General features: G+C 35.2%; 17 protein-coding genes and 1 other annotated feature. Of the genes, 2 read left to right on the top strand and 15 right to left on the bottom strand.

The window, feature by feature from the left end:
- Positions 1-75 precede the first annotated feature (75 nt).
- The 3 genes from PQF83_RS03545 to PQF83_RS03535 all read right to left on the bottom strand — a co-directional run bounded on the left by PQF83_RS03545 (position 76) and on the right by PQF83_RS03535 (position 1,949).
- Positions 76-189, bottom strand: coding sequence for a helix-turn-helix transcriptional regulator (locus tag PQF83_RS03545; RefSeq protein WP_000051967.1), 114 nt, complete (start codon positions 187-189; stop codon positions 76-78).
- 142 nt (positions 190-331) lie between these two features.
- Positions 332-1,315, bottom strand: coding sequence for an aspartate--ammonia ligase (gene asnA, locus PQF83_RS03540; protein ID WP_000284909.1), 984 nt, complete (start codon positions 1,313-1,315; stop codon positions 332-334).
- 70 nt (positions 1,316-1,385) lie between these two features.
- Positions 1,386-1,644, bottom strand: a binding site (T-box leader).
- 131 nt (positions 1,645-1,775) lie between these two features.
- On the bottom strand, positions 1,776-1,949 hold the full coding sequence (locus tag PQF83_RS03535) for a hypothetical protein (protein WP_033670848.1): 174 nt from the start codon (positions 1,947-1,949) through the stop codon (positions 1,776-1,778).
- 100 nt (positions 1,950-2,049) lie between these two features.
- Between PQF83_RS03535 and PQF83_RS03530 the strand changes: the two genes are divergently transcribed.
- Complete coding sequence (locus PQF83_RS03530) at positions 2,050-2,184, top strand: DUF3934 domain-containing protein (RefSeq protein WP_000047591.1); 135 nt, start codon at positions 2,050-2,052, stop codon at positions 2,182-2,184.
- A 91-nt stretch (positions 2,185-2,275) separates the two neighbouring features.
- On the opposite strand, the gene PQF83_RS03525 is transcribed toward PQF83_RS03530, so the two are convergent.
- The 6 genes from PQF83_RS03525 to PQF83_RS03500 form a co-directional block, all read right to left on the bottom strand.
- Complete coding sequence (locus PQF83_RS03525; RefSeq protein ID WP_000011077.1) at positions 2,276-5,470, bottom strand: DEAD/DEAH box helicase; 3,195 nt, start codon at positions 5,468-5,470, stop codon at positions 2,276-2,278.
- A gap of 117 nt (positions 5,471-5,587) precedes the next feature.
- Complete coding sequence (locus PQF83_RS03520) at positions 5,588-6,520, bottom strand: response regulator (RefSeq protein WP_000500307.1); 933 nt, start codon at positions 6,518-6,520, stop codon at positions 5,588-5,590.
- Positions 6,521-6,522: 2 nt separating this feature from the next.
- Positions 6,523-7,821 (bottom strand): sensor histidine kinase, encoded by a 1,299-nt coding sequence (locus PQF83_RS03515; protein ID WP_073541813.1) that lies wholly within the window; start codon positions 7,819-7,821, stop codon positions 6,523-6,525.
- Between the two features lie 64 nt (positions 7,822-7,885).
- A complete protein-coding gene (gene malS / locus PQF83_RS03510; RefSeq protein WP_002163698.1) occupies positions 7,886-9,598 on the bottom strand; it encodes an oxaloacetate-decarboxylating malate dehydrogenase in 1,713 nt (570 codons plus the stop codon).
- 76 nt (positions 9,599-9,674) lie between these two features.
- The gene (gene aspA / locus PQF83_RS03505; protein ID WP_000224209.1) at positions 9,675-11,114 is read right to left on the bottom strand and encodes an aspartate ammonia-lyase; all 1,440 of its coding nucleotides are present in this window, start codon (positions 11,112-11,114) and stop codon (positions 9,675-9,677) included.
- A 24-nt stretch (positions 11,115-11,138) separates the two neighbouring features.
- Positions 11,139-12,410: a cation:dicarboxylate symporter family transporter gene (locus tag PQF83_RS03500; protein WP_000713289.1), complete on the bottom strand. Its 1,272-nt coding sequence runs from the start codon at positions 12,408-12,410 to the stop codon at positions 11,139-11,141.
- 376 nt (positions 12,411-12,786) lie between these two features.
- Here PQF83_RS03500 and pyrH point away from each other — a divergent pair, with 376 nt between their 5' ends.
- A complete protein-coding gene (gene pyrH / locus PQF83_RS03495; protein WP_001248049.1) occupies positions 12,787-13,530 on the top strand; it encodes a UMP kinase in 744 nt (247 codons plus the stop codon).
- Between the two features lie 54 nt (positions 13,531-13,584).
- On the opposite strand, the gene cls is transcribed toward pyrH, so the two are convergent.
- The 6 genes from cls to PQF83_RS03465 form a co-directional block, all read right to left on the bottom strand.
- Positions 13,585-14,796, bottom strand: a complete 1,212-nt coding sequence (gene cls, locus PQF83_RS03490) for a cardiolipin synthase (protein ID WP_000591919.1) — start codon at positions 14,794-14,796, stop codon at positions 13,585-13,587.
- Positions 14,797-14,906: 110 nt separating this feature from the next.
- The gene (locus PQF83_RS03485) at positions 14,907-16,052 is read right to left on the bottom strand and encodes an ABC transporter permease (protein WP_000651873.1); all 1,146 of its coding nucleotides are present in this window, start codon (positions 16,050-16,052) and stop codon (positions 14,907-14,909) included.
- Between the two features lies 1 nt (position 16,053).
- Positions 16,054-17,163, bottom strand: a complete 1,110-nt coding sequence (locus PQF83_RS03480; RefSeq protein ID WP_001020164.1) for an ABC transporter permease — start codon at positions 17,161-17,163, stop codon at positions 16,054-16,056.
- A 37-nt stretch (positions 17,164-17,200) separates the two neighbouring features.
- Positions 17,201-18,139, bottom strand: a complete 939-nt coding sequence (locus tag PQF83_RS03475; RefSeq protein WP_001093819.1) for an ABC transporter ATP-binding protein — start codon at positions 18,137-18,139, stop codon at positions 17,201-17,203.
- 123 nt (positions 18,140-18,262) lie between these two features.
- Positions 18,263-19,363 (bottom strand): sensor histidine kinase, encoded by a 1,101-nt coding sequence (locus PQF83_RS03470; RefSeq protein WP_000397646.1) that lies wholly within the window; start codon positions 19,361-19,363, stop codon positions 18,263-18,265.
- 4 nt (positions 19,364-19,367) lie between these two features.
- Positions 19,368-20,006, bottom strand: a complete 639-nt coding sequence (locus tag PQF83_RS03465) for a response regulator transcription factor (protein ID WP_000694106.1) — start codon at positions 20,004-20,006, stop codon at positions 19,368-19,370.
- Positions 20,007-20,084: the final 78 nt, after the last annotated feature.

Below are 20,084 nucleotides of genomic sequence, written 5' to 3'. Positions count from 1 at the left end.
CAGCCAGATGCGATTAACCGCCTATAAAAGCCCGATTGGTTCAATTAATAATCAGTAGGATAAATCGCCCACTGATTAAAGTTTCACTTTATATACCGCTTGCCTCGTTACACCAATCTTTTTAGCAACATCCTCTTGTGAAAACCCCTTTGACTCTCGTAATTTTTTTAACTGCTCTCCTAAGCTCATAACATCCCCCTCCTTTAACAAATTATTACATAAAAAGAGATATAAAAGAAAGAAACCATTAGTAAAATTCACTGTAAACCATTCGTTTACAAAGTAAAAAAAGAGAGAATAGCCCTATATTTAAGCTATTCTCTCTCTTCTATTAAAATAGATGAATATTTTCTTTCTTGCAAGCTTCACGTAAATCGTCAGGCCATACAGAAGATTGAACTTCACCAATATGTGCTTTACGTAAGAAGTACATGCACATTCTCGATTGTCCGATACCACCGCCAATTGTTAATGGTAGTATGTCTTCTAAAATACCTTTATGGAAATCATACTCACGTTTATAGTCTTCACCTGTTTTCGTTAACTGCTCATCAAGTGATTTACTATCAACACGAATTCCCATTGATGATAATTCAAATGAAGATTGTAGTACTGGGTGCCAGAATAAAATATCACCGTTTAATTTCCAATCATCATAATCAGCTGCGCGTCCATCATGCTTTTCACCTGAACGAAGTGCATCACCAATTCCGATAATGAAGACTGCACCGTGTTCTTTTGCAATTGCATGTTCACGATCTTTCGGTGTTAATTCTGGATATTTATCTTCTAGTTCTTGAGAAGTAACGAATACAATTTCTTCTGGTAAATACTTCCCAAGGAACGGATACTTTTCAAATAAGTGGTCTTCTAAATCTTTGAATATTCCATAAATTGTTAGTACTGTTTTTTGTAAGTAATCTACAGTACGCCATTCTTTTTGAACAATTTTTTCCCAATCCCATTGGTCAACGTAAATAGAATGTGTTGCATCAAGTTCTTCATCACGACGGATCGCGTTCATGTTTGTATATAAACCTTCACCAGCTTCATATCCATATTCATGGAGTGCAAATCGTTTCCACTTCGCTAGTGAGTGCACAATTTCTAATTCTTCTCCTGAGTGTAACATATCAAATTCAATTGGACGTTCTACACCGTTTAGGTGATCGTTTAATCCTGATTTTTTCGTTACGAATAATGGTGCAGATACGCGGAATAGTTCAAGTCGTTTTGCTAATTGATCCTCGAAAAATGTTTTAACTTCCTTAATTGCGATTTGAGTCTCTCTTACTGTCATTAATGATTGATACATGGTGGTTTCCTCCTAAAATGTTTGGATGTTGTGAAAAGAAGCCAACAAAAAAAGCCCCTCTTTCCCAAAAAACTGGGACGAAAGGCTTTGGTTCCGCGGTACCACCCAAATTAGCAACAGAGGTTGCTCACTTATACAATACGGAGATGAAATATCTCGATACTGTTCTTCTTGTAACGGCGAAGTTCCCGGCTAAGTCTACTTTCCTATCAAGGATTTCGGTTAGCAACTCCAGGAGGTTCTTCATAATAGGCTTCGTATCAGGCTCACACCACCCCTGACTCGCTTAGACTACGTCCTACTACTACTCGTCCTTTCATAGTCGTTTTGTTGTCACATCTCTGAAACATTTTATTAATGATTATTCTATACAAAAAATAAAGAAAGTCAACAAAAAGTTTTAAAATATTTTTCAATTCTTTATTTTACGGCTTTATTGATTGTTTCCAATATACCTTCTTTACTTCTTTTGCCTAGATATTCTAAAAAACGTCTCACTAACTGAAACTAACGTATATACGACGATTAATGTAATCGTTCGAAATATAGAATCCGCAGTATTTCGTATTATTTTCATTTTCTTTGTAATTCCTTTCAGTTTACTTGCAAATTCATGATATACTATAGCATTCAAGCAGTTTGTTTTCCTTAAAGCAAACATAGTCATTTATAAAGAGTATTTTCTAAATCATTGACTATTATCAAATTAGATTTTTATATAACGGAGTGATTATATGAGTAAAACGAAAGCAAAACCGAAAAAAGGTGTAGGACAAGGTACAGGAAGTAAAGGGTGGAACCGTTGGCAATCAAGTGCAAAAAAGAAGAAAGCTGCAAAGCCATACAAAAGTAAAGGTACAAAGAAATAACATTTAGTTTCTTTACTTTGTACAAAACAAAATATAATTATTACAACGAAAAAGCTATGCCCTCATATATTTGAAGGCATAGCTTTCTTTATTAGATCATTAAAATATCTCGAATTTCTTCTTCCGTGATGGATGATAATTTCTCTTCTCCCGGCTCAATCACTTCAGCAATTAAATTTTTCTTACTCTCTTGCAGTTCATGCATTTTTTCCTCGATTGTTCCGTGAGCCACTAACTTAATAACTTGTACCGTATTTTTCTGTCCCATCCGATATGCCCGATCTGCTGCTTGTTGTTCAACAGCTGGATTCCACCATAAATCGTATAATATAACCGTATCGGCACCCGTTAAGTTAAGCCCCGTACCACCAGCTTTTAAAGAAATGAGAAATAGGTCCCCTTCCCCTTCGTTAAATCGATTACATAGCTCTACACGTTCTTGCGAAGGTGTATTTCCGTCTAAATAAAAGTATGGAATCGCTTGACGATTTAATTCACGACCAATAATGGACAGCATCTTTGTAAATTGAGAAAAGATTAAAATTCTCTTACCAGTACTTCTACATTCCTCTAGTATGTCTAACAGTTGCTCAAATTTAGCTGAACTCCCTTTATAATCATCAACGAATAAAGCGGGATGACAGCAAATTTGTCTCAATCTCGTTAAGCCAGCTAAAATTCTAATTTTATTTTTACGTAACGTGTCTTTGTCTAAATGTTTTAACGTTTCTTCTCTTAATTTCGCTAAATAAGCAGCATATAGTCTCTTTTGGTCTGGTAATAACTCCGATGACTGTAAGTGCTCTATTTTATCTGGCAGCTCCTGTAATACATCTTCTTTTAATCGTCTTAATACGAAAGGTTTTACGCGCTTCGCTATATCTTCACGCCTTAAATCACCGAACTCTTTTCTTCCTGGTAATAATTCTGGAAATACAACGTGGAAAATAGACCATAGCTCTTCTAATGAATTTTCTACAGGCGTTCCTGTTAGTCCGAAACGATATTCAGCTTGAATTGTTTTCACTGCTCTTGCAGTTTGCGTTGTCGGATTTTTAAACGCCTGTGCTTCATCAAGAAATAGCGTATGAAACGGCCTCGCATACGACCTTATATCTCTTCTTAGTAATGGATATGACGTAATTACGACATCAAATTCTGCTACGTCTTTTAAAATTTTTCGCCGTTCTGTCTGATTTCCATCTGCAATAACTGCTCTAATATGTGGAGCGAATTTTTTCAATTCACTAAACCAATTATAAACAAGCGAGGACGGTGAAACGACTAATATAGGCAGCTTCTTCTCTCGAATTTCAGGCAAAACAGAATCTATATAAGCAATACTTTGCAGCGTTTTTCCAAGTCCCATATCGTCTGCTAAAATACCGCCAAAACGGTAATAGGCGAGTGTCTTCATCCACTCAAATCCATATACTTGATACTCTCTCATTACAGCATGTAAAGTTTGTGGCACTGTAAATTTTAATTTTTTCGGGTTTTGAATGCTTTCAACTAAATCTTGAACAGACTCATCTAAACTTAAAACATTACCTTCATGAAGTCCGTTCATCCATTTTACACTCCGAATAAGCGGAACATTCACTTCTTCCCCATGTAAAAATTCTTTTCGAATACCTGATTCTTTTACAAACTGATTAATTTCATTAAACTCTTTGCTCTCTAGTGATAATAGAGAACCATTCGCTAATCGGTAATATTTACGTTTCTCCTCAAGAGCCGCTAATACACCTTTAATTTCAGCTTCTGGTATTCCTTTTATATCAAAACGAAATGATAACCAATCAATTCTTTCTTTTCTTCTCACTCTAATAAGAGGTGCGGTATCACCTTTATGAATGCGTAATTTAATTGCTGTTGTCGCGTAAATATCAACTAAACCTTTTAACGTTGGAACGATGTGATATAAAAAGTTATACTCAGCTTCTTCATTATGCATAAAGTAACCGCCTTCTGTTTTCGCAAAGGCACTTTCACTCATAATGTCTAAAATCTCTTTTTCCTTTTTCTCATCACGATTAAAAACAGAAGGTTGCCCGTCTTCTTCTAGCGGATTAATCACGACGTTTCCATAATGAAATTCAAGACCTGCTAGCAAACGATTTTTCACACGATCTAAATATAGCTTTGCTTTTAACGATGGCGTTTCAACACGATCGGATATGACTTCATCAATGCGCACTGTTCCAAGTTTCATTAATCCAGGCACAACTTTCGCTACGAAATGTTCCATCTTATTTTCAGGAATATAAAATTGATTGCTATTTGAGCGACTCATCATCTTTTGCAATTCAATAAGTCGCATACAATCTTCCATGGGTAAATGATATAATTTCCCATCGTAAAGAGCGTTGTTATACATCTCCATAACTCGAACACGATTTAGACCGTCTATATGAAGGGTAAACCCGCCATTATTCCCTTTCGTAAACTCAAAATGTAATGGCAATAACCCTTTTGAAATGTGTAATCCCTGAAACAGTTGCTCATTTTGTTTCAGCTGTACATACTCGGCTCTAGAAAGTGCAGAGAGCATATCATTCCACGAAGCTGGCGGTATAAATATCATGCTTTTATCTTGTTTCGCATGTACTTCTAGTGCATCTTCATACATTTTTTCGTTATGATATATTTTAATAAGTTGTTGTATAATCGCGTCTGTTTCTTGTTTAAAACTGTGTACATCTGGCGTATATGTAAATTCATTGGAACAATGAAAAGTCTCTCTCTTCTCCACTTTAGAAAGAAATTCTCTAATATGATTTATAAAATATGTTTTCGCAAGTTTTAACTGAATTCCAAGAAGAGCCCCACCGCTTTTCGTCGCTACTGGTAAACATATAAACGCAACATCTAATATTTCACGTGTATCAAACCGATGTTGTTTACTTTTTGGCCTCAGTGGTTTATCTGCAAACAACTGAAACATCCCGTTTGTTAATTGATCATTTCTGCTACTAATAGAGCCCATTCCACCCGTTTGCTGGTTATAATTTATTTGTATCAATACAGCTGCTACATGTTGACAGTACGTTTGGAAAGACGCTAACGAAGGACAACTACATCTCGCAACAACATCACCTTTCTTAGCTTTTTCTACCGTAACATGAAAATCCTCGTTCCCTTTTACCGTCGCCTCACAAATTTCTTTCGTTTCATCATAGTAATTCACGATTACTTTATTTGATTTATAATAAGCTTCGCCTCTTTTATATGAGGTTTCTCCACATACTTCTTTAATAATCGATTTATTTAATGTAAAACTCATTGTTTTGACACTTCCTTAATGTAAAACCATTTTCTCTTACTTAACATTTTACATGCTTCACGAGAAAATATAAAATGTTGATTTAACAAAAAAAGATGCTTATTTATAAGCACCTTTTCACTCTATCTCCATCAATCGTTTCGCCTCAAAATACAACACTTGAATAAATTTTTTCGTATTAATTCGTATATGGCCAGAAGTCGCTACCCCATCCTTTGTCATTTCTGTCATCCGTTTTCTAACCACAGTGAAATCAAAAAACTTCGGAGCATAACTTTCAAATTTCGGATTTGAAAAGTCTGTTAGTCCAAGAGAAGCTAAATGGTTTAATGATTGATAAATTGCTCTTCTCACACGTTGTTCAGATGCTTTTTTCTCCTTCTCTATATCTGCTTCTGAAGCTAGTTCCCCTAATTTTTTTACTGTTATTTGGTGAAAGATATCTTTTAAAGCAGGAAATCCAAACTCAAATGTTTGCGCCTTTTCTTGTCCATTTAAATATTCTAGCATACTAAGTAAATCTTTACTTCCGTTCTCTCCCGCAATACCGAGTTCTGATAGTAAGAAGCGTCCTGAATCTGATATCTTTTTCCCTTCTTGCACTGTTTCACTACGCATTTGCGGCTTTTCCCACTGAAACACATTATTCAATGATTTTTGAATGTCATATATAGAACGTTCCAAACGAATACGTTCTATCACTTTTCGTACAACAGATACTACTTCTATTTTGTTTAGTGGTTTTGTAATATAATATTCAACACCAAGTGTATACGCCTCACCAATAAGCTGTTTCGATTCAACTTGAGAAATCATAATGATTTTCCCTGTAAAGGAGGACGCAATATGGCGAACTGTTTCAATCCCATCTCGCATTGGCATTAATAAATCAATAAATAAAATATCTACTTTCTTAAAATTTAGTTGATCTGCTTCAATAAAAGCTCCATCTTCCGACTCTCCAATTACTTCCCCAAGATCGCCATCTTCAATAATTTGTGAAAGCATGGAGCGGAAAACTTCATCATCATCTACAATATAATAAAACAAACCTATTCCCCTTCCCGCTTTAAACTGCACTCCGGTAAACAAACGATAAACTTACACCCGTTCCCATTTTCATTGTCTTCTAACCTTACTTCTCCGCCGAGCTCTGTTACCATTTCATCTATGTAAGAAAGTCCAATACCTGTGGACGGTGTTCCTGTTTGATCATACTTTGAAGTAAACCCGGGCTTAAATACTAATTTCTTATACTTTTGCGTTATACCTGGGCCATCGTCAATCACTTCAAAGATTACATTTTTTTCTCGTTTATATAACTTAATACGAATGAGGCCTCTATCTTCAATTGCTTCAACTGCATTCGCAACTAAGTTATTAAAAATTGATAGCACCGTATACACGTGATATGCAGCGTGTTCACCTTCTATATGTTTAGAAAAACGTATATCTTTCTCTAACATTTCAGCATACTTTTCATTTATTCTTACAATCATTTCTGTAAGCTCATGACCTTCTACATACTCAGCCACATTTTTATCTAATAACAGTTTAGATAATCCTGCAAAAATCCTTTGATTATCCTTTTTTATTTCGTGCACTTCTCCTGCTATTTTCAATGCTGTTTTACTGCTGGAATCATCATTCGCTTGTAAATTCCGATATAATTGATACGCTTCTTGTGTAATTAATTCTGCATTTTGTAACGTTTTTTTCAAATGAACAGATTCTACATATAAATTTGAAAGGTGCATGAACATTTTTTCATTTTCTTTTCGAACTTGTGATTCTTTTAATTTCGTTTCATATAAATTCATCATATTTAAAAAGCCAAGTGCAAAGAAGCTACGGAAAATAGCAATAATGATGAGTTTATTTACTTCAGAAATTGTTATTGTTGTACCTAGTACTAACATGTGATAAAACGCAAGTTCCGACATACTTGCAACAATTTCAATTGAAATTCCAAGACATCCAATAACAATTGGCTTCTGATGAAACTTATTCACCCTACAAAGCGAAAAAAGACTTCCATAAATAAAATAATAAAAGAACACAGGATAACGCAAATAAAATGATTCTGTCATATGAAATGAGCCTTGCATGACCCAGTCAATGCATACGCGGAATAAGACTACACATATACCGACAAGAATACCCGCAGCAGCTGCTGGTATTCTTCTTAAAAATAGTAATAAAAAGAAGAATAACGGTGTCCCAAAGCTAACACGAAACGTATCATTAAAAGGATGAAAATTAAGCTCTCCAGCAATCGGAACAACAACCATTAATATAATTAAAAGAGATATATCTTTCTTCCATAATTGATTCCAATTCAAAGGTGCCACTTCCTATACTCTTTTTTCAGTAATAAAAGTGAAAGCCCGCTTATATTATAAACGGGCTTTATTTCTATATTCTAACCTTTTCTACCGCTTTTATTTGGCGATACTCAGGCTCCCAGATTGCTTCTTTCACTGCAATCTTGATATCGTTATCACTTAAGTTCTCTCTCGCAACACCTTCCGCAACGGCAACTTTCGCTACTTCAATTGCTACCATTTCCGAGATATTACGTAGCTCTTCAACTTCTGGCAAAATAGGTGCTCCTGGCTGACTTGTATCAACCATACTTGCAACTGCTTCAGCTGCTGCTGCGAACATTCCGTCCGTCATAACGCTTGCACGTACGACAATTGTTCCAAGACCAAGACCTGGGAAAATAAGTGCATTATTTGATTGTCCAATCACATACGTTACACCGTTATATGTAACTGGTTCAAATGGACTTCCTGTTGCAACTAACGCTCTTCCTTCTGTCCACTCGATTAAATCGGCTGGTTTTGCTTCAGCAAGTGGCGTCGGATTCGACATTGGTAAAATGATTGGTCTTTCTACGTGAGAAGCCATTTCTTTAATAATTTCTTCTTTAAATGCACCAGCAACGGTTGATGTACCAATTAAAATTGTCGGTTTCACATGTTTCACAACTTCAGCAAGTCCAATCACACCATTTTGTTTCCACTCACTTACTTCCGCTTCTTTTCTTGCATACGGCATTTGGAAATCAAGAAGATCTTCCATATTATCTGTAACTAATCCGTTACGATCAATACACCAGAAACGCTTATATGATTCTTCTTCTGATACGCCTACGCGGACCATCGCATCTCTAACTTGATCTGCGATACCGATTCCAGCCGTACCAGCACCAAACACAACAACGCGGTGTTCACTTAGCGGTACACCAGAAACTTTTACTGCCGATAATACAGCCGCAAGCGAAACTGCACCTGTACCTTGAATATCATCATTAAACGTACAAATATCATGACGATATTTATCTAAAATTTTTCGTGCATTACGAGAACTGAAGTCTTCCCAATGTAAAAGTGCTTTCGGGAATTGTTTATTTACCGCTTGTACAAATGTATCAATAAATTCATCGTAAGCTTCACCTGTTATACGAGGGTGACGATTTCCAATATAAAATGGATTATTTAATAGTTCCTCACGATTTGTACCTACGTCTAAAATTACCGGTAATACGCGGCTAGGATCGATTCCAACTGCTGCCGTATAAACAGCTAATTTTCCGATTGCGATGTTAATGCCACCAACGCCCCAGTCACCAATTCCAAGTATGCCTTCTCCATCTGTAACAACGACTAAATCAATATTTTCTGCTGTTGCACCGATATTGGCGAATGCTTCTTCAATACCTGACGGATCGTTAATTGATAAATACACACCACGTGGTTTACGGTATTCATGACTATATCTTTGGATTGCTACACCAACAGTTGGTGTATATACGATTGGTAACATTTCACGTAAATGATCTGTTAATAGACGATAAAATAATACTTCATTTCGATCATGTAACGCTGTTAAATATACATTCTTTAATAAATCATCCGGCTGAGAACAAAATTGTTCGTATGCTCGGCGTGCTTGTTCTTCCAATGTTAAAACTGCTGGCGGTAATAATCCTTTTAAACCTAATTCTTCTCTTTCTTCTTGCGTGAAAGCGACCCCTTTATTTAAAAGTGGTGTTGATAATACTTCTACTCCTCTTAATGTCGTTTCTAATGAACCATTAGAAGCTACTGTAAACTTGCTCATAACATCCCTACCTCTATTCATATATAGCATTTCTATATTGTAAACAAAAAAGAGGGGCTTGTCCCCCCCTCTTCTTTTAGTTTTTCTTTAAAAGAGTTGCTCCTGCAATCCCTGGGTGCGTCATTTCGAATGGATCTAGAATTAACTCTAAGTCTTCTTGTGACAGTACACCATTTTTCACACAAAGTTCTCGAACGGATTGCCCTGTCGCGATTGCTTCTTTCGCAACGCGAGCTGCTGCTTCATAACCGATATGAGGGTTCACGGCTGTAATAATTCCTACACTCTTCTCAACATACTCTTTTAAGCGATCTTCATTCGCTTCAATTCCTTTTAAGCAATTATCTGTAAAGGCACGGAAACCGTTATTCATAATGCTAATTGATTGTAGTAAGTTGAAAACAAGTACTGGTTCCATCACGTTTAATTCTAATTGACCTGCTTCTGAAGCAAGACAAATTGTATGGTCGTTACCAATTACTTGGAATGCAATTTGATTAATTACTTCTGGCATAACAGGGTTTACTTTCCCTGGCATAATAGATGAACCTGGTTGACGAGCCGGTAACATAATTTCTGCTAAACCAACACGTGGACCTGATGCCATTAAGCGAAGGTCATTCGCAATTTTAGACATATTCATCATACATACTTTCAGTGCTGCAGATACTTCTGTGTATGCATCCGTATTTTGCGTTGCATCTACTAAGTCTTCTGCACCAACTAGTGGTAGTTCACTAATTGCAGCTAAATGTTTTACAACAGTTTGAATATATTCTGGATCTGCATTTAAGCCTGTACCAACTGCAGTTGCTCCCATATTCACTTCATATAAGTGTTGACGTGATTGCTGAATTCGTTTCATATCACGTTCAAGTACACGAGAGTACGCTTTAAATTCTTGTCCAAGGCGAATTGGCACAGCGTCTTGTAAATGTGTACGACCCATTTTAATAACATGATCGAACTGTTCTGCTTTTAATTCAAATACATCGTGCATATAACCCATCGTTTGTAATAAACCTTCTAATGCGTTTAATGTAGCGATATGAATCGCCGTTGGGAATGCATCGTTTGTTGATTGCGCCATGTTCACATGACTATTTGGACTAATATAATGATAGTCTCCCTTTTCCATTCCTAATAATTCAAGAGCACGATTGGCAATGACTTCATTTGCATTCATGTTCATTGAAGTACCTGCTCCGCCTTGGATTGGATCTACGATGAAATGATCATGCCATTTTCCATCGAGAATTTCTTGAGCAGCTTCTGCGATCGCGCCACCCTTGTTCAATTCCAATCTTCCTACATCTGTATTGGCAAGCGCTGCAGCTTTTTTTACAACTGCGAAGGCTCTAATTAAACCTTCATGGATTTTGTATCCTGTAATTGGGAAGTTTTCAACTGCACGCATTGTTTGTACGCCGTAGTATGCATAGTTTGGTACTTCTTTTTCACCTAAAAAGTCTTTTTCAATTCGAACACCATTTTTAACTTCAGTTAATGTTGCCATGATTATTCACTCCTTAACGATTTCTTATGCTGCTTTTGTTTCTTTGACTGTTTCTACATATTGTTTTGCTTTCTCATTATCGAATTCGCCTTCCCACTTCGACATAACAATGGCCGCTAATGCATTTCCTAATACATTGACAGATGAGCGAATCATATCTAAAATGCGGTCAATTCCCGCAATTAATGCGATACCTTCTAGTGGTAACCCCATTGAACCTAACGTTGCTAATACAACAACGAACGATGCACCTGGAACTCCCGCCATACCTTTGGATGTTAACATGAGAACGAATAATAACGTTATTTGCTCTGTCAGTGACATGTGCACACCGTACATTTGTGCAACAAATAATGCCGCTAACGCTTGATAAATAGCCGATCCAGTCAAGTTAAATGTATAACCTGTCGGAATTACGAAAGAGGCAACTGCCTTTGGACAACCGAACTCTTCCATTTTTCTCATTATATTAGGTAAAACAGCTTCTGAACTTGCTGTCGTAAATGAAAGAATAAGTTCTTCTTTTAAAATTTTCATTAATGTAAAAATGTTTACGCCAACCATTCTTGCATTAATACCTAATACAATCACAACGAATAGTATAACAGTTACGTATACAGCTAGCACTAGTTTTCCTAAAGGAAGTAGTGTTGCTACACCAAATTTTGCAACCGTAACCGCAATTAATGCGAATACACCAAATGGTGCAAATTTCATAACTTGATTTGTAACCCAAAACATCGCTTCGAGTACACCTTCAAAGAAGTTAAAAACAGGCTTTCCTTTTTCCCCAATTGCTGCGACTCCTAAACCGAATAATACTGAGAAGAAAATAATCGGTAATAAGTCACCTTGTGCAATCGATTCAAATACGTTTTTCGGTACGATATGAACAATCGTCTCAGCGAATCCTTGCTTCTCTGTAGCATCTGCTGTTTGTTTATAAGAAGAAATATCACTTTGCTGTAAGTTATTCATATCAACGCCAGTACCCGGCTGGAATATATTTGCCGCAAGTAATCCCATTAAAATAGCAATCGTCGTAATAATTTCGAAATAAAGAATGGTCTTCCCGCCCAGTTTCCCAAGCTTCTTCATATCGCCTACACCAGCTACCGCAACAATTAATGCTGAAATAACAATCGGTACTACAATCATTTTAATTAAGTGAATAAATATATCCCCAATTGGTGTAATATAAGAAATCGCCGTTTTATTGCCATAAAAGACTGCCCCTACTACAATCCCTAAAACAAGCGCGACAAAAATTTGTGTTGCCAATCCGAATTTTTTCATTTATGTTCATCCCCTTCATGCGAACGCTTTCAATTTGAATTTATAAAAGCTACTCACACATCTTATAAGCGAACCTACAAAATCATACAAAAACCTACAAGTTCGTCACAAAAAATTCAAATATTTTTCTTCTTTTTTTCATTGACACCATTTTGTTAAAAAACGATAAAATAAACTTGATAAGTAATCAGATTATTTCGTATAATCAAAAAGATATATACTTAAAACAACTCAAAATGAAAAGGAGTGGATGATATGAAAAATTATGTGCAAAAATTCGTTCTATCTTCTTCTTTTCTTTTTCATTTTCTTAAAAAGGAACAAAGGCATTCGCCTTTGTTCCTTTTTTATTTCAATCTATATAGGGGGAATTGTTATGAGACCATATAAACGTGTCTTAATTAAATTAAGCGGCGGTGCACTTGCCGATCAAACTGGAAATAGCTTTAACTCCAAACGATTAGAACATATCGCAAACGAAATTTTATCCATTGTTGATTTAGGTATCGAAGTATCCATCGTCATCGGTGGCGGTAACATTTTTAGAGGTCATCTAGCTGAAGAATGGGGAATCGATCGTGTAGAAGCTGACAATATCGGGACGTTAGGTACAATCATTAACAGCTTAATGCTACGCGGCGTTTTAACAAGTAAAACAAATAAAGAAGTGCGCGTTATGACCTCCATCCCGTTTAATGCTGTAGCTGAACCATACATTCGCCTACGTGCAGTCCACCATTTAGATAACGGGTATATCGTTATTTTTGGAGGCGGAAACGGGCAACCATTTGTTACGACAGATTATCCAAGTGTTCAAAGGGCCATTGAAATGAATAGTGACGCAATATTAGTCGCAAAACAAGGAGTAGATGGCGTCTTTACTAGTGATCCAAAACATAATAAAGCAGCAAAAATGTACAAAAAACTAAACTATAACGATATAGTTAGGCAAAACATACAAGTAATGGATCAAGCCGCTTTACTACTTGCCCGTGATTATAATTTACCAGCACACGTCTTTAACTTTGATGAGCCTGGAGTAATGAAAAGAATTTGTTTAGGTGAGCATGTGGGGACGTTAATTAATGACGATGCTTCATTGCTTGTGCATGAAAAATAATTATTTCCCATCAAAAAAGGGCGTCTTTTCTAGACACCCTTTCTTCCTTTATCATCACAAATAAAAATCAATCCATCCCGCAAATTTCTCCTTACAACGCTCCCAAAAAGATAACTTCTCAAAAAACTCTTTCGTCATTTCTTTTGAATCATGAAAATCTTGGGCTAATGCTTCGTTCACTTCTGATACAATAGTTCCACCATGAATATACAAGTTCATTTCATCATTTATATTGAAGCTACGCGAAGTAAAGTTTGTTGTGCCAATAACGGTTAATTCATTATCAATAAGCATTAACTTCCCATGAAACATTCCTTTTTTATACCCATATACAGTAATACCATTATTAACAGCTTGACGTATATATGGATACGCCGCTTCTTTTATAAGAGGTAAATCTGGTTTATATGACCAAAGTATTTTTACTGTAACACCACGCTTTTGTGCTGCAATTAAAGCATTCATTGATTCTTTATTTTTCGCTATAAAATACGGCGTTGCAATTACAATGGAGTGCTGAGCTTGTTTAATGAGCTCAATATATTTTTCAGCAACGTAATGCCCATTGTAACTCGTCATAGTATGTAATGTATTCCCTTTACTAGCTTTATTCGTACTCCTCTTTATCTCTTCTTTCGTATCTCGTTTCCAATCTAAAGCAAATTGTTCTTCTAAATCTTTTGCGCCTTCTCCTTTTATCCGTACATGATAGTCTCGCCAGTACCCAAAGTGTTTATCTTTCCCTAAATACTCATCCCCTATATTAAAACCACCTGTATAGCCAATCTCCCCATCAATTGTCGTAATACGGCGATGATTACGATGGTGAAGTGAATAAAACCCGAATGGTAATTCAGGCTTTCTACTATATGTAAAATGTACACCACTTTCCCGCAATTCACTTATCATCTTTCTTTCAAATGATAAATCATTAATGCGATCCACTGATAAATAGACGTTTACTCCTTCTTTTGCCTTCTCTTTTAATAAATTTAAAAAAGTATGGCTACTTTTATCATCCGACAAAATAAAAAAATACGTGTAAATAGATTGCTTTGCTTCTCTTATGTCAGTAAATAGCTGTTTATAAAACGACTTCCCTTCTACATATAATTGAAAATCACTATAGTGAGGAGCATACTCTGTCGGCATATTTTTGCCAGCTTCCATTTTCCTTCCTAAGGTAACGTCAATATGCATCCAAATTAAAATAAAAACGAAAATAGCAATAATAATAGAAGTAACTCGCAATATTTTTTTAATCATTTTAATTTCCTTCCGCTCGTTTTCTTTCCTCCTTTCTATTTTGTCATTCAAATTTAGATTTCATGCTTTATACAAAAAAGGATGTGACTTTACATCACACCCTTTTTGTATTAAACAAAGTTTCTCGCATCATTATTTCTTCCAAATTTATAAATGGCAATTAAGAAGAACGCAATCGCAAAAGCGAATAAAATTAATATGTTTAAATACAACTCAGAGAACGGAATTCCTTGTTGTAATTTTGCTATCGTATCTAATAACCAACGCTGCGGAAGAAAATTAGCTACTTTTTGTACTGCATTTGGCATAATGTCGTACGGGAAATAACATCCAGCAAGCAAACATGTTGGTACTATCACTAAATTTTGCATTGCATTTGAAGCAGCTGAACTTTTTGAAAAAGACACAATGACTAATGATAAACCAATTGCAATTAAAGCGAATATCATAAGCACACCAATCATTACTATGAAAGGCATATTAATATTTGTATGAAAAACATTCGTCAGAAATAGTACTGCAATGACAATTTGCAATGTTAATATCATCATATTTACTGCCACATTGGACAATATAAATTTCTTTCCGTCAATTGGTGTTGATAATAATCTAAAATACGTTCTATTCTCTTTTTCTTTTAAAATAAATCCTGATAAGTTCACTGCTGAAAACAGCATAAACATAATAAGATAACCCATCGTTTGATTTGTCATATCTTTATTTTTCGAAGTATCTTCTAGCGTCTCCGTTTTCATTTTAAATGAACTTTTTTGATATCCTGCGTACATCTTATCAAATGCACTTTGATCTGTTCCTGCTACTTTACTAATAGCTGCTACATTATCAATATAATTGTATAAATATGATTTTATAAATCCTGTTACTTGATCACCTTTAATCGATGCAATTTCAATATGATCTGGTTTCCCTTCTCGAACGCTTTTTGAAAAACCAGAAGCTAATGTAATAACTCCATCAAGTTTTTTAGAAGTGAGTTTATCTTCTATTTCAGACTCCTTAACCTTACTCACATTCACATGATTTAATCCTTCTAAAAACTTTATCGTATCGTTTGCTATCGGCTCATTTTCTTTATTTACAATCCCGATATTTAACGTTCCTTGCCCTGCATTTCCGTATATCGAAAAAGAGATGAGCGTCCCGATTATTGGCAAACTAATAATAATCAATAACCCTTTTTTATTTTTCAAAAGTACAGATAACGTTTTTTGTATGAGCCATAAAATATCTTTCATACTATAGCCCCTCCCGTCTACGTAATGCAATAATTGCAATTAATAAAAAGAGTGCTGATATTCCAATATTTAAAGAAATGACTGGTAGTGCTGCCCCTACATCATTCGCATAAATAATTTTCATAACAGCTGTATTTGCCCACGTTAATGGTGATAAATTCGTAACGAAATTTTCTTCTATTACGAAATATGCACCGCCAAAAATAGAAGCTAGTTGCACTACCACCATAATAATTGCTCTAGACGATTCAGGTGTTTTTGTAATATATCCAATCCCTAAACCGAAGCTAATTGCTAGAAAGACTTCTGTTAATAAAATAAGAAATATGATTCCAAGGTGATCTCCCCAATTCGCTTGAAAGACAAATTTACTAAATAACATAACGAGTAATATGCACAGGGCATTTGCTACTAGACTACCAAGCACTTTCCCAATGAAAATTTCAGCCTTACTTATAGGTGCAGCAATAAGGCGATCTCCTGTTTTACGTATTCGTTCTCCTCGAATTAGAAAACTTGCTCCCATCGCAGCATACAGCGCAATCATCGTCGTCATTACAACCGCATAGTAATCCATAGAACCCGGTTTATTCGCAGCTTGTAAAGATGTTTCTTTTATATAATCATTATGATTTCCATTTGAAATAACTGCGCTCACCTTACTAGGATCAACTTTTGCAACTTCGGCTGCTACATTGTACTTATCAACAAATGTTATAAGCATACCTTCCACAATACTTCCCTCAATACTACTTTTGTCACTTCCGTAAGTTTTTGCACCATCTTTATTTAATTCTACATAAGCAGCATATTTATTTTGCTTCACTGCTTCCTTCCCATCTATACCTTCAGAAGCTTTTTTAAAATGAATCCCCGATTTATCAACTTCTTTCGCAAATGCTTCAAATGCTTGAGAAAACGTGCTACTCGCTTCATCTTTATATAGCACCTGTATATCTTTAATTGAATGACTATCACTATTAAACGCATTACTTAATGCTGTACCTAACACAAGCATAAGCACAATCGGAAAAGCTAACATAAAAACTAAAGTTCTTACGTCTCTGAAATCTCTTTTCATATGCATAATTGCAATATTGAAGATGTTCAATTGATGAACCTCCCTTTACCTTTTCTTCATTTACTCTTTATTTATCTCGTAAGTTTCTTCCAGTTAACGTAAGGAATACCGTTTCTAAGTTAGGAGCCTGCTCCTCTAACGAACGGATTTCAATGTCATGATTGATGAAGTGCTGAACAATTTTATTTAAATTATTTAATCCTGCATCAGAATTTACTTTAATTACGTTCTCTTCAATTTGAACAGCTTTCACACCGTTTATCTCTTTTAATTTTTCTACATCTAAATTCTCTACCGATTTCACTTCAATCCAAATATCTTTCGTATCAGTAATAATCGCTTTTAACTGCTCTTTCGTTCCTTCTGCAATCACTTTACCGTGATCTACTATCGCTATTTTCGTACAAATCTCTTCTACCTCTTCCATATAGTGACTCGTATAAATAATCGTACTTCCCATTTCGTTTAATTTCCGAACAGACTGCAGGATATAATTTCTTGACTGTGGATCAATTCCAACTGTCGGCTCATCCATAATAATTAACTTCGGTCTATGAGCAATTGCACAAGCGATATTCAGTCTTCGCTTCATCCCGCCTGAAAAGTTCTTTGGATAGCTTTTCTGTTTATCGCTAAGTCCTACAAATTGAAGAGCTTCCTCGACCCTAGCTTTTAATTCAGCTCCTCGTAATCCGTACAATCCAGCAAAGAATTTCACATTTTCATAAGCTGTTAACTCTTCATAAATTGCAATATCTTGCGGAACAATACCGATATTCATCTTCGCAAATCGATTATGTTTCTTTATATTTTTTCCTAGTATGCTAATTTCACCTTCATTACTTCTTAACAAACCAGCAATCATGTTGATTGTCGTACTCTTACCAGCACCATTCGATCCTAAAAAGCCAAATATTTCTCCTTCTTTAATAGATAAAGACATATTATCAACTGCGATGAAATCACCAAATTTTTTCGTTAAATTTTTAATTTCTAAAGTATTCATCGTTTCACCCCTATTTCGGTTTCTCTGCTTTTAGTATAAACAAAAAGAATGAACCTGCTCAGTGCAGAAGTTCATTCTTTTCACATGAGATTATTCACTTTTTTCATATGAGATGATTCATCCTCATATCGGTAGCAACATTGTTACTGAAAAACCACTTGTTCCATCTACAATAATTTTACCATTTACAGACGCCGTTCGTTCCTCCATCCCCATAATCCCGAGACCTTTTTTAACAAGTGTTGCACCTTTTCCATTATCCTTCACTTGCACTTTCACCATCTTGTTAAGTACATGAATATCGATTGAAATGACTGTCGCATCAGCATATTTCATCGCATTTGTTAATGCCTCCGTAACATTTTCACCGATAATCTTCCACTGAATCGGTGAAATCATATCTAAATTCCCTTTATATACGAAAGGAATATTTATATCATGCTTACCGGCAAATTCCTCTATGAATAATTTCATACGATGAATGCCAATTTGCTCAGTTGGTGGCTTCATATTTTTTAATGTAATCCGAATGCTTTCAATACCATCTTTTGAAATATGTATTGCATTTTGTAATAACTCAGCTGATTTTTCTTTATCTATCTCCATTAACCTCTTTGCTGCTTCCATTTGAATGAGTGCCCCTGTCATCGAGTGGCCAATTTTATCATGAATTTCCTGTGATAACCGGTTTCTCTCTTCTAACTTAAATGTGTACTCTGATTGTCTTATATACTCTTTATTTTCATTTAAGCTTTTCGTCAGCCGCTGCATATCTTTTCGCATCTGATCATTTTGTGATTCAAGCTTTAATACGCGCGATATATACCGTTCTGCCATAGTTAATACGAGAAAGGAAAATGCAACAATTAATCCATATGTCATTCTAATACTTTCATTTGTAAAGATAATAGGAATCATCATAATGATAAATAGCTGCCATTTCTTCTCTATATAACGGAATATAACTTCATATAAGTTCAATGGCAAAAACAAAATAAAAAACGGATGAATCTTCCATGTAAATAACATAACTAGACCAATTGATACGCAAGTTAATATGTTTTTGTACGTATCTTTTTTACATATAGAAATCAGCACGTTTACAGAAAGATATAAAAGCAAAGTAAGTATAATCCATGGTAAGTTCGCAACATTTAAATACATGTAACTAAACACAATATATATAAAGACAATTAATTTACTTACAATTAACCAAAATTCCATATCTTTAATCTACTTTCCCTGTTAAATAATAAATCGCGATTTGTGTACGATGTTCCAGTCCAGTTTTCCCTAAAACTGACGTAATATAATTTGCAATTGTTCCTTCTGATATGAAAAGTTGCTTCGAGATTTCTTTATTCGAAAAGCCTTTTGCAATTAATGCGATAATACTCAGCTCTCTTTCAGTAAAAAGACTTTTATCTATTTTACATTCTTCCTCTTTACTTTCCATTAAATTAGACTTAATTTTATCGAGAACTACATCTTGCATAACGGTTTGACCGTTATATACTCCTTTAATCGCATCTCGAATACGCTCTGGATCATTATTTTTTAATAAATAACCTTTCGCTCCGTTTTTTACTGCATCCAAAATATATTCATCGTCATCAAACGTCGTTAAAATAAGCGGCTTCGTTTTCGTCTCTTCACAAATGAATTTCGTCGCCTCTACCCCATTCATGTTCGGCATACGAACATCTAAAAGAGCGATATCAACGTCGTTCTTTTTGCAATATTCCACTGCTTCTTTCCCATCATTTACTGTATCTACTACTTCGAACTCTTCATATGTATTTAAAATAATTTTCATACCTTCTCTTATAAAAGAGTTATCATCTGCTATTAATATTTTAATTTTCATGTTTGTTAGTATGGACCTTCCCCTACTAACATTCACATCCTTTCTTCCCGTAACATTTCTTACTTGCTCATTATATAC

Origin of the sequence: Bacillus sp. FF-1 (genome assembly GCF_028548245.1) — a bacterium.
GTDB lineage: Bacteria > Bacillota > Bacilli > Bacillales > Bacillaceae_G > Bacillus_A > Bacillus_A paranthracis.
Note: the sequence above shows the minus strand (reverse complement) of the source record. Positions and strands in the feature narration are given on the sequence as shown.

Coding starts and splice junctions, on each gene's coding strand:
- PQF83_RS03545 (WP_000051967.1), bottom strand. CDS start 189: ATGAGCTTAGGAGAGCAGTTAAAAAAATTACGAGAGTCAAAGGGGTTT.
- asnA (WP_000284909.1), bottom strand. CDS start 1,315: ATGTATCAATCATTAATGACAGTAAGAGAGACTCAAATCGCAATTAAG.
- PQF83_RS03530 (WP_000047591.1), top strand. CDS start 2,050: ATGAGTAAAACGAAAGCAAAACCGAAAAAAGGTGTAGGACAAGGTACA.
- PQF83_RS03525 (WP_000011077.1), bottom strand. CDS start 5,470: ATGAGTTTTACATTAAATAAATCGATTATTAAAGAAGTATGTGGAGAA.
- malS (WP_002163698.1), bottom strand. CDS start 9,598: ATGAGCAAGTTTACAGTAGCTTCTAATGGTTCATTAGAAACGACATTA.
- aspA (WP_000224209.1), bottom strand. CDS start 11,114: ATGGCAACATTAACTGAAGTTAAAAATGGTGTTCGAATTGAAAAAGAC.
- PQF83_RS03500 (WP_000713289.1), bottom strand. CDS start 12,410: ATGAAAAAATTCGGATTGGCAACACAAATTTTTGTCGCGCTTGTTTTA.
- pyrH (WP_001248049.1), top strand. CDS start 12,787: ATGAGACCATATAAACGTGTCTTAATTAAATTAAGCGGCGGTGCACTT.
- cls (WP_000591919.1), bottom strand. CDS start 14,796: ATGATTAAAAAAATATTGCGAGTTACTTCTATTATTATTGCTATTTTC.
- PQF83_RS03485 (WP_000651873.1), bottom strand. CDS start 16,052: ATGAAAGATATTTTATGGCTCATACAAAAAACGTTATCTGTACTTTTG.
- PQF83_RS03475 (WP_001093819.1), bottom strand. CDS start 18,139: ATGAATACTTTAGAAATTAAAAATTTAACGAAAAAATTTGGTGATTTC.
- PQF83_RS03470 (WP_000397646.1), bottom strand. CDS start 19,363: ATGGAATTTTGGTTAATTGTAAGTAAATTAATTGTCTTTATATATATT.
- PQF83_RS03465 (WP_000694106.1), bottom strand. CDS start 20,006: ATGAAAATTAAAATATTAATAGCAGATGATAACTCTTTTATAAGAGAA.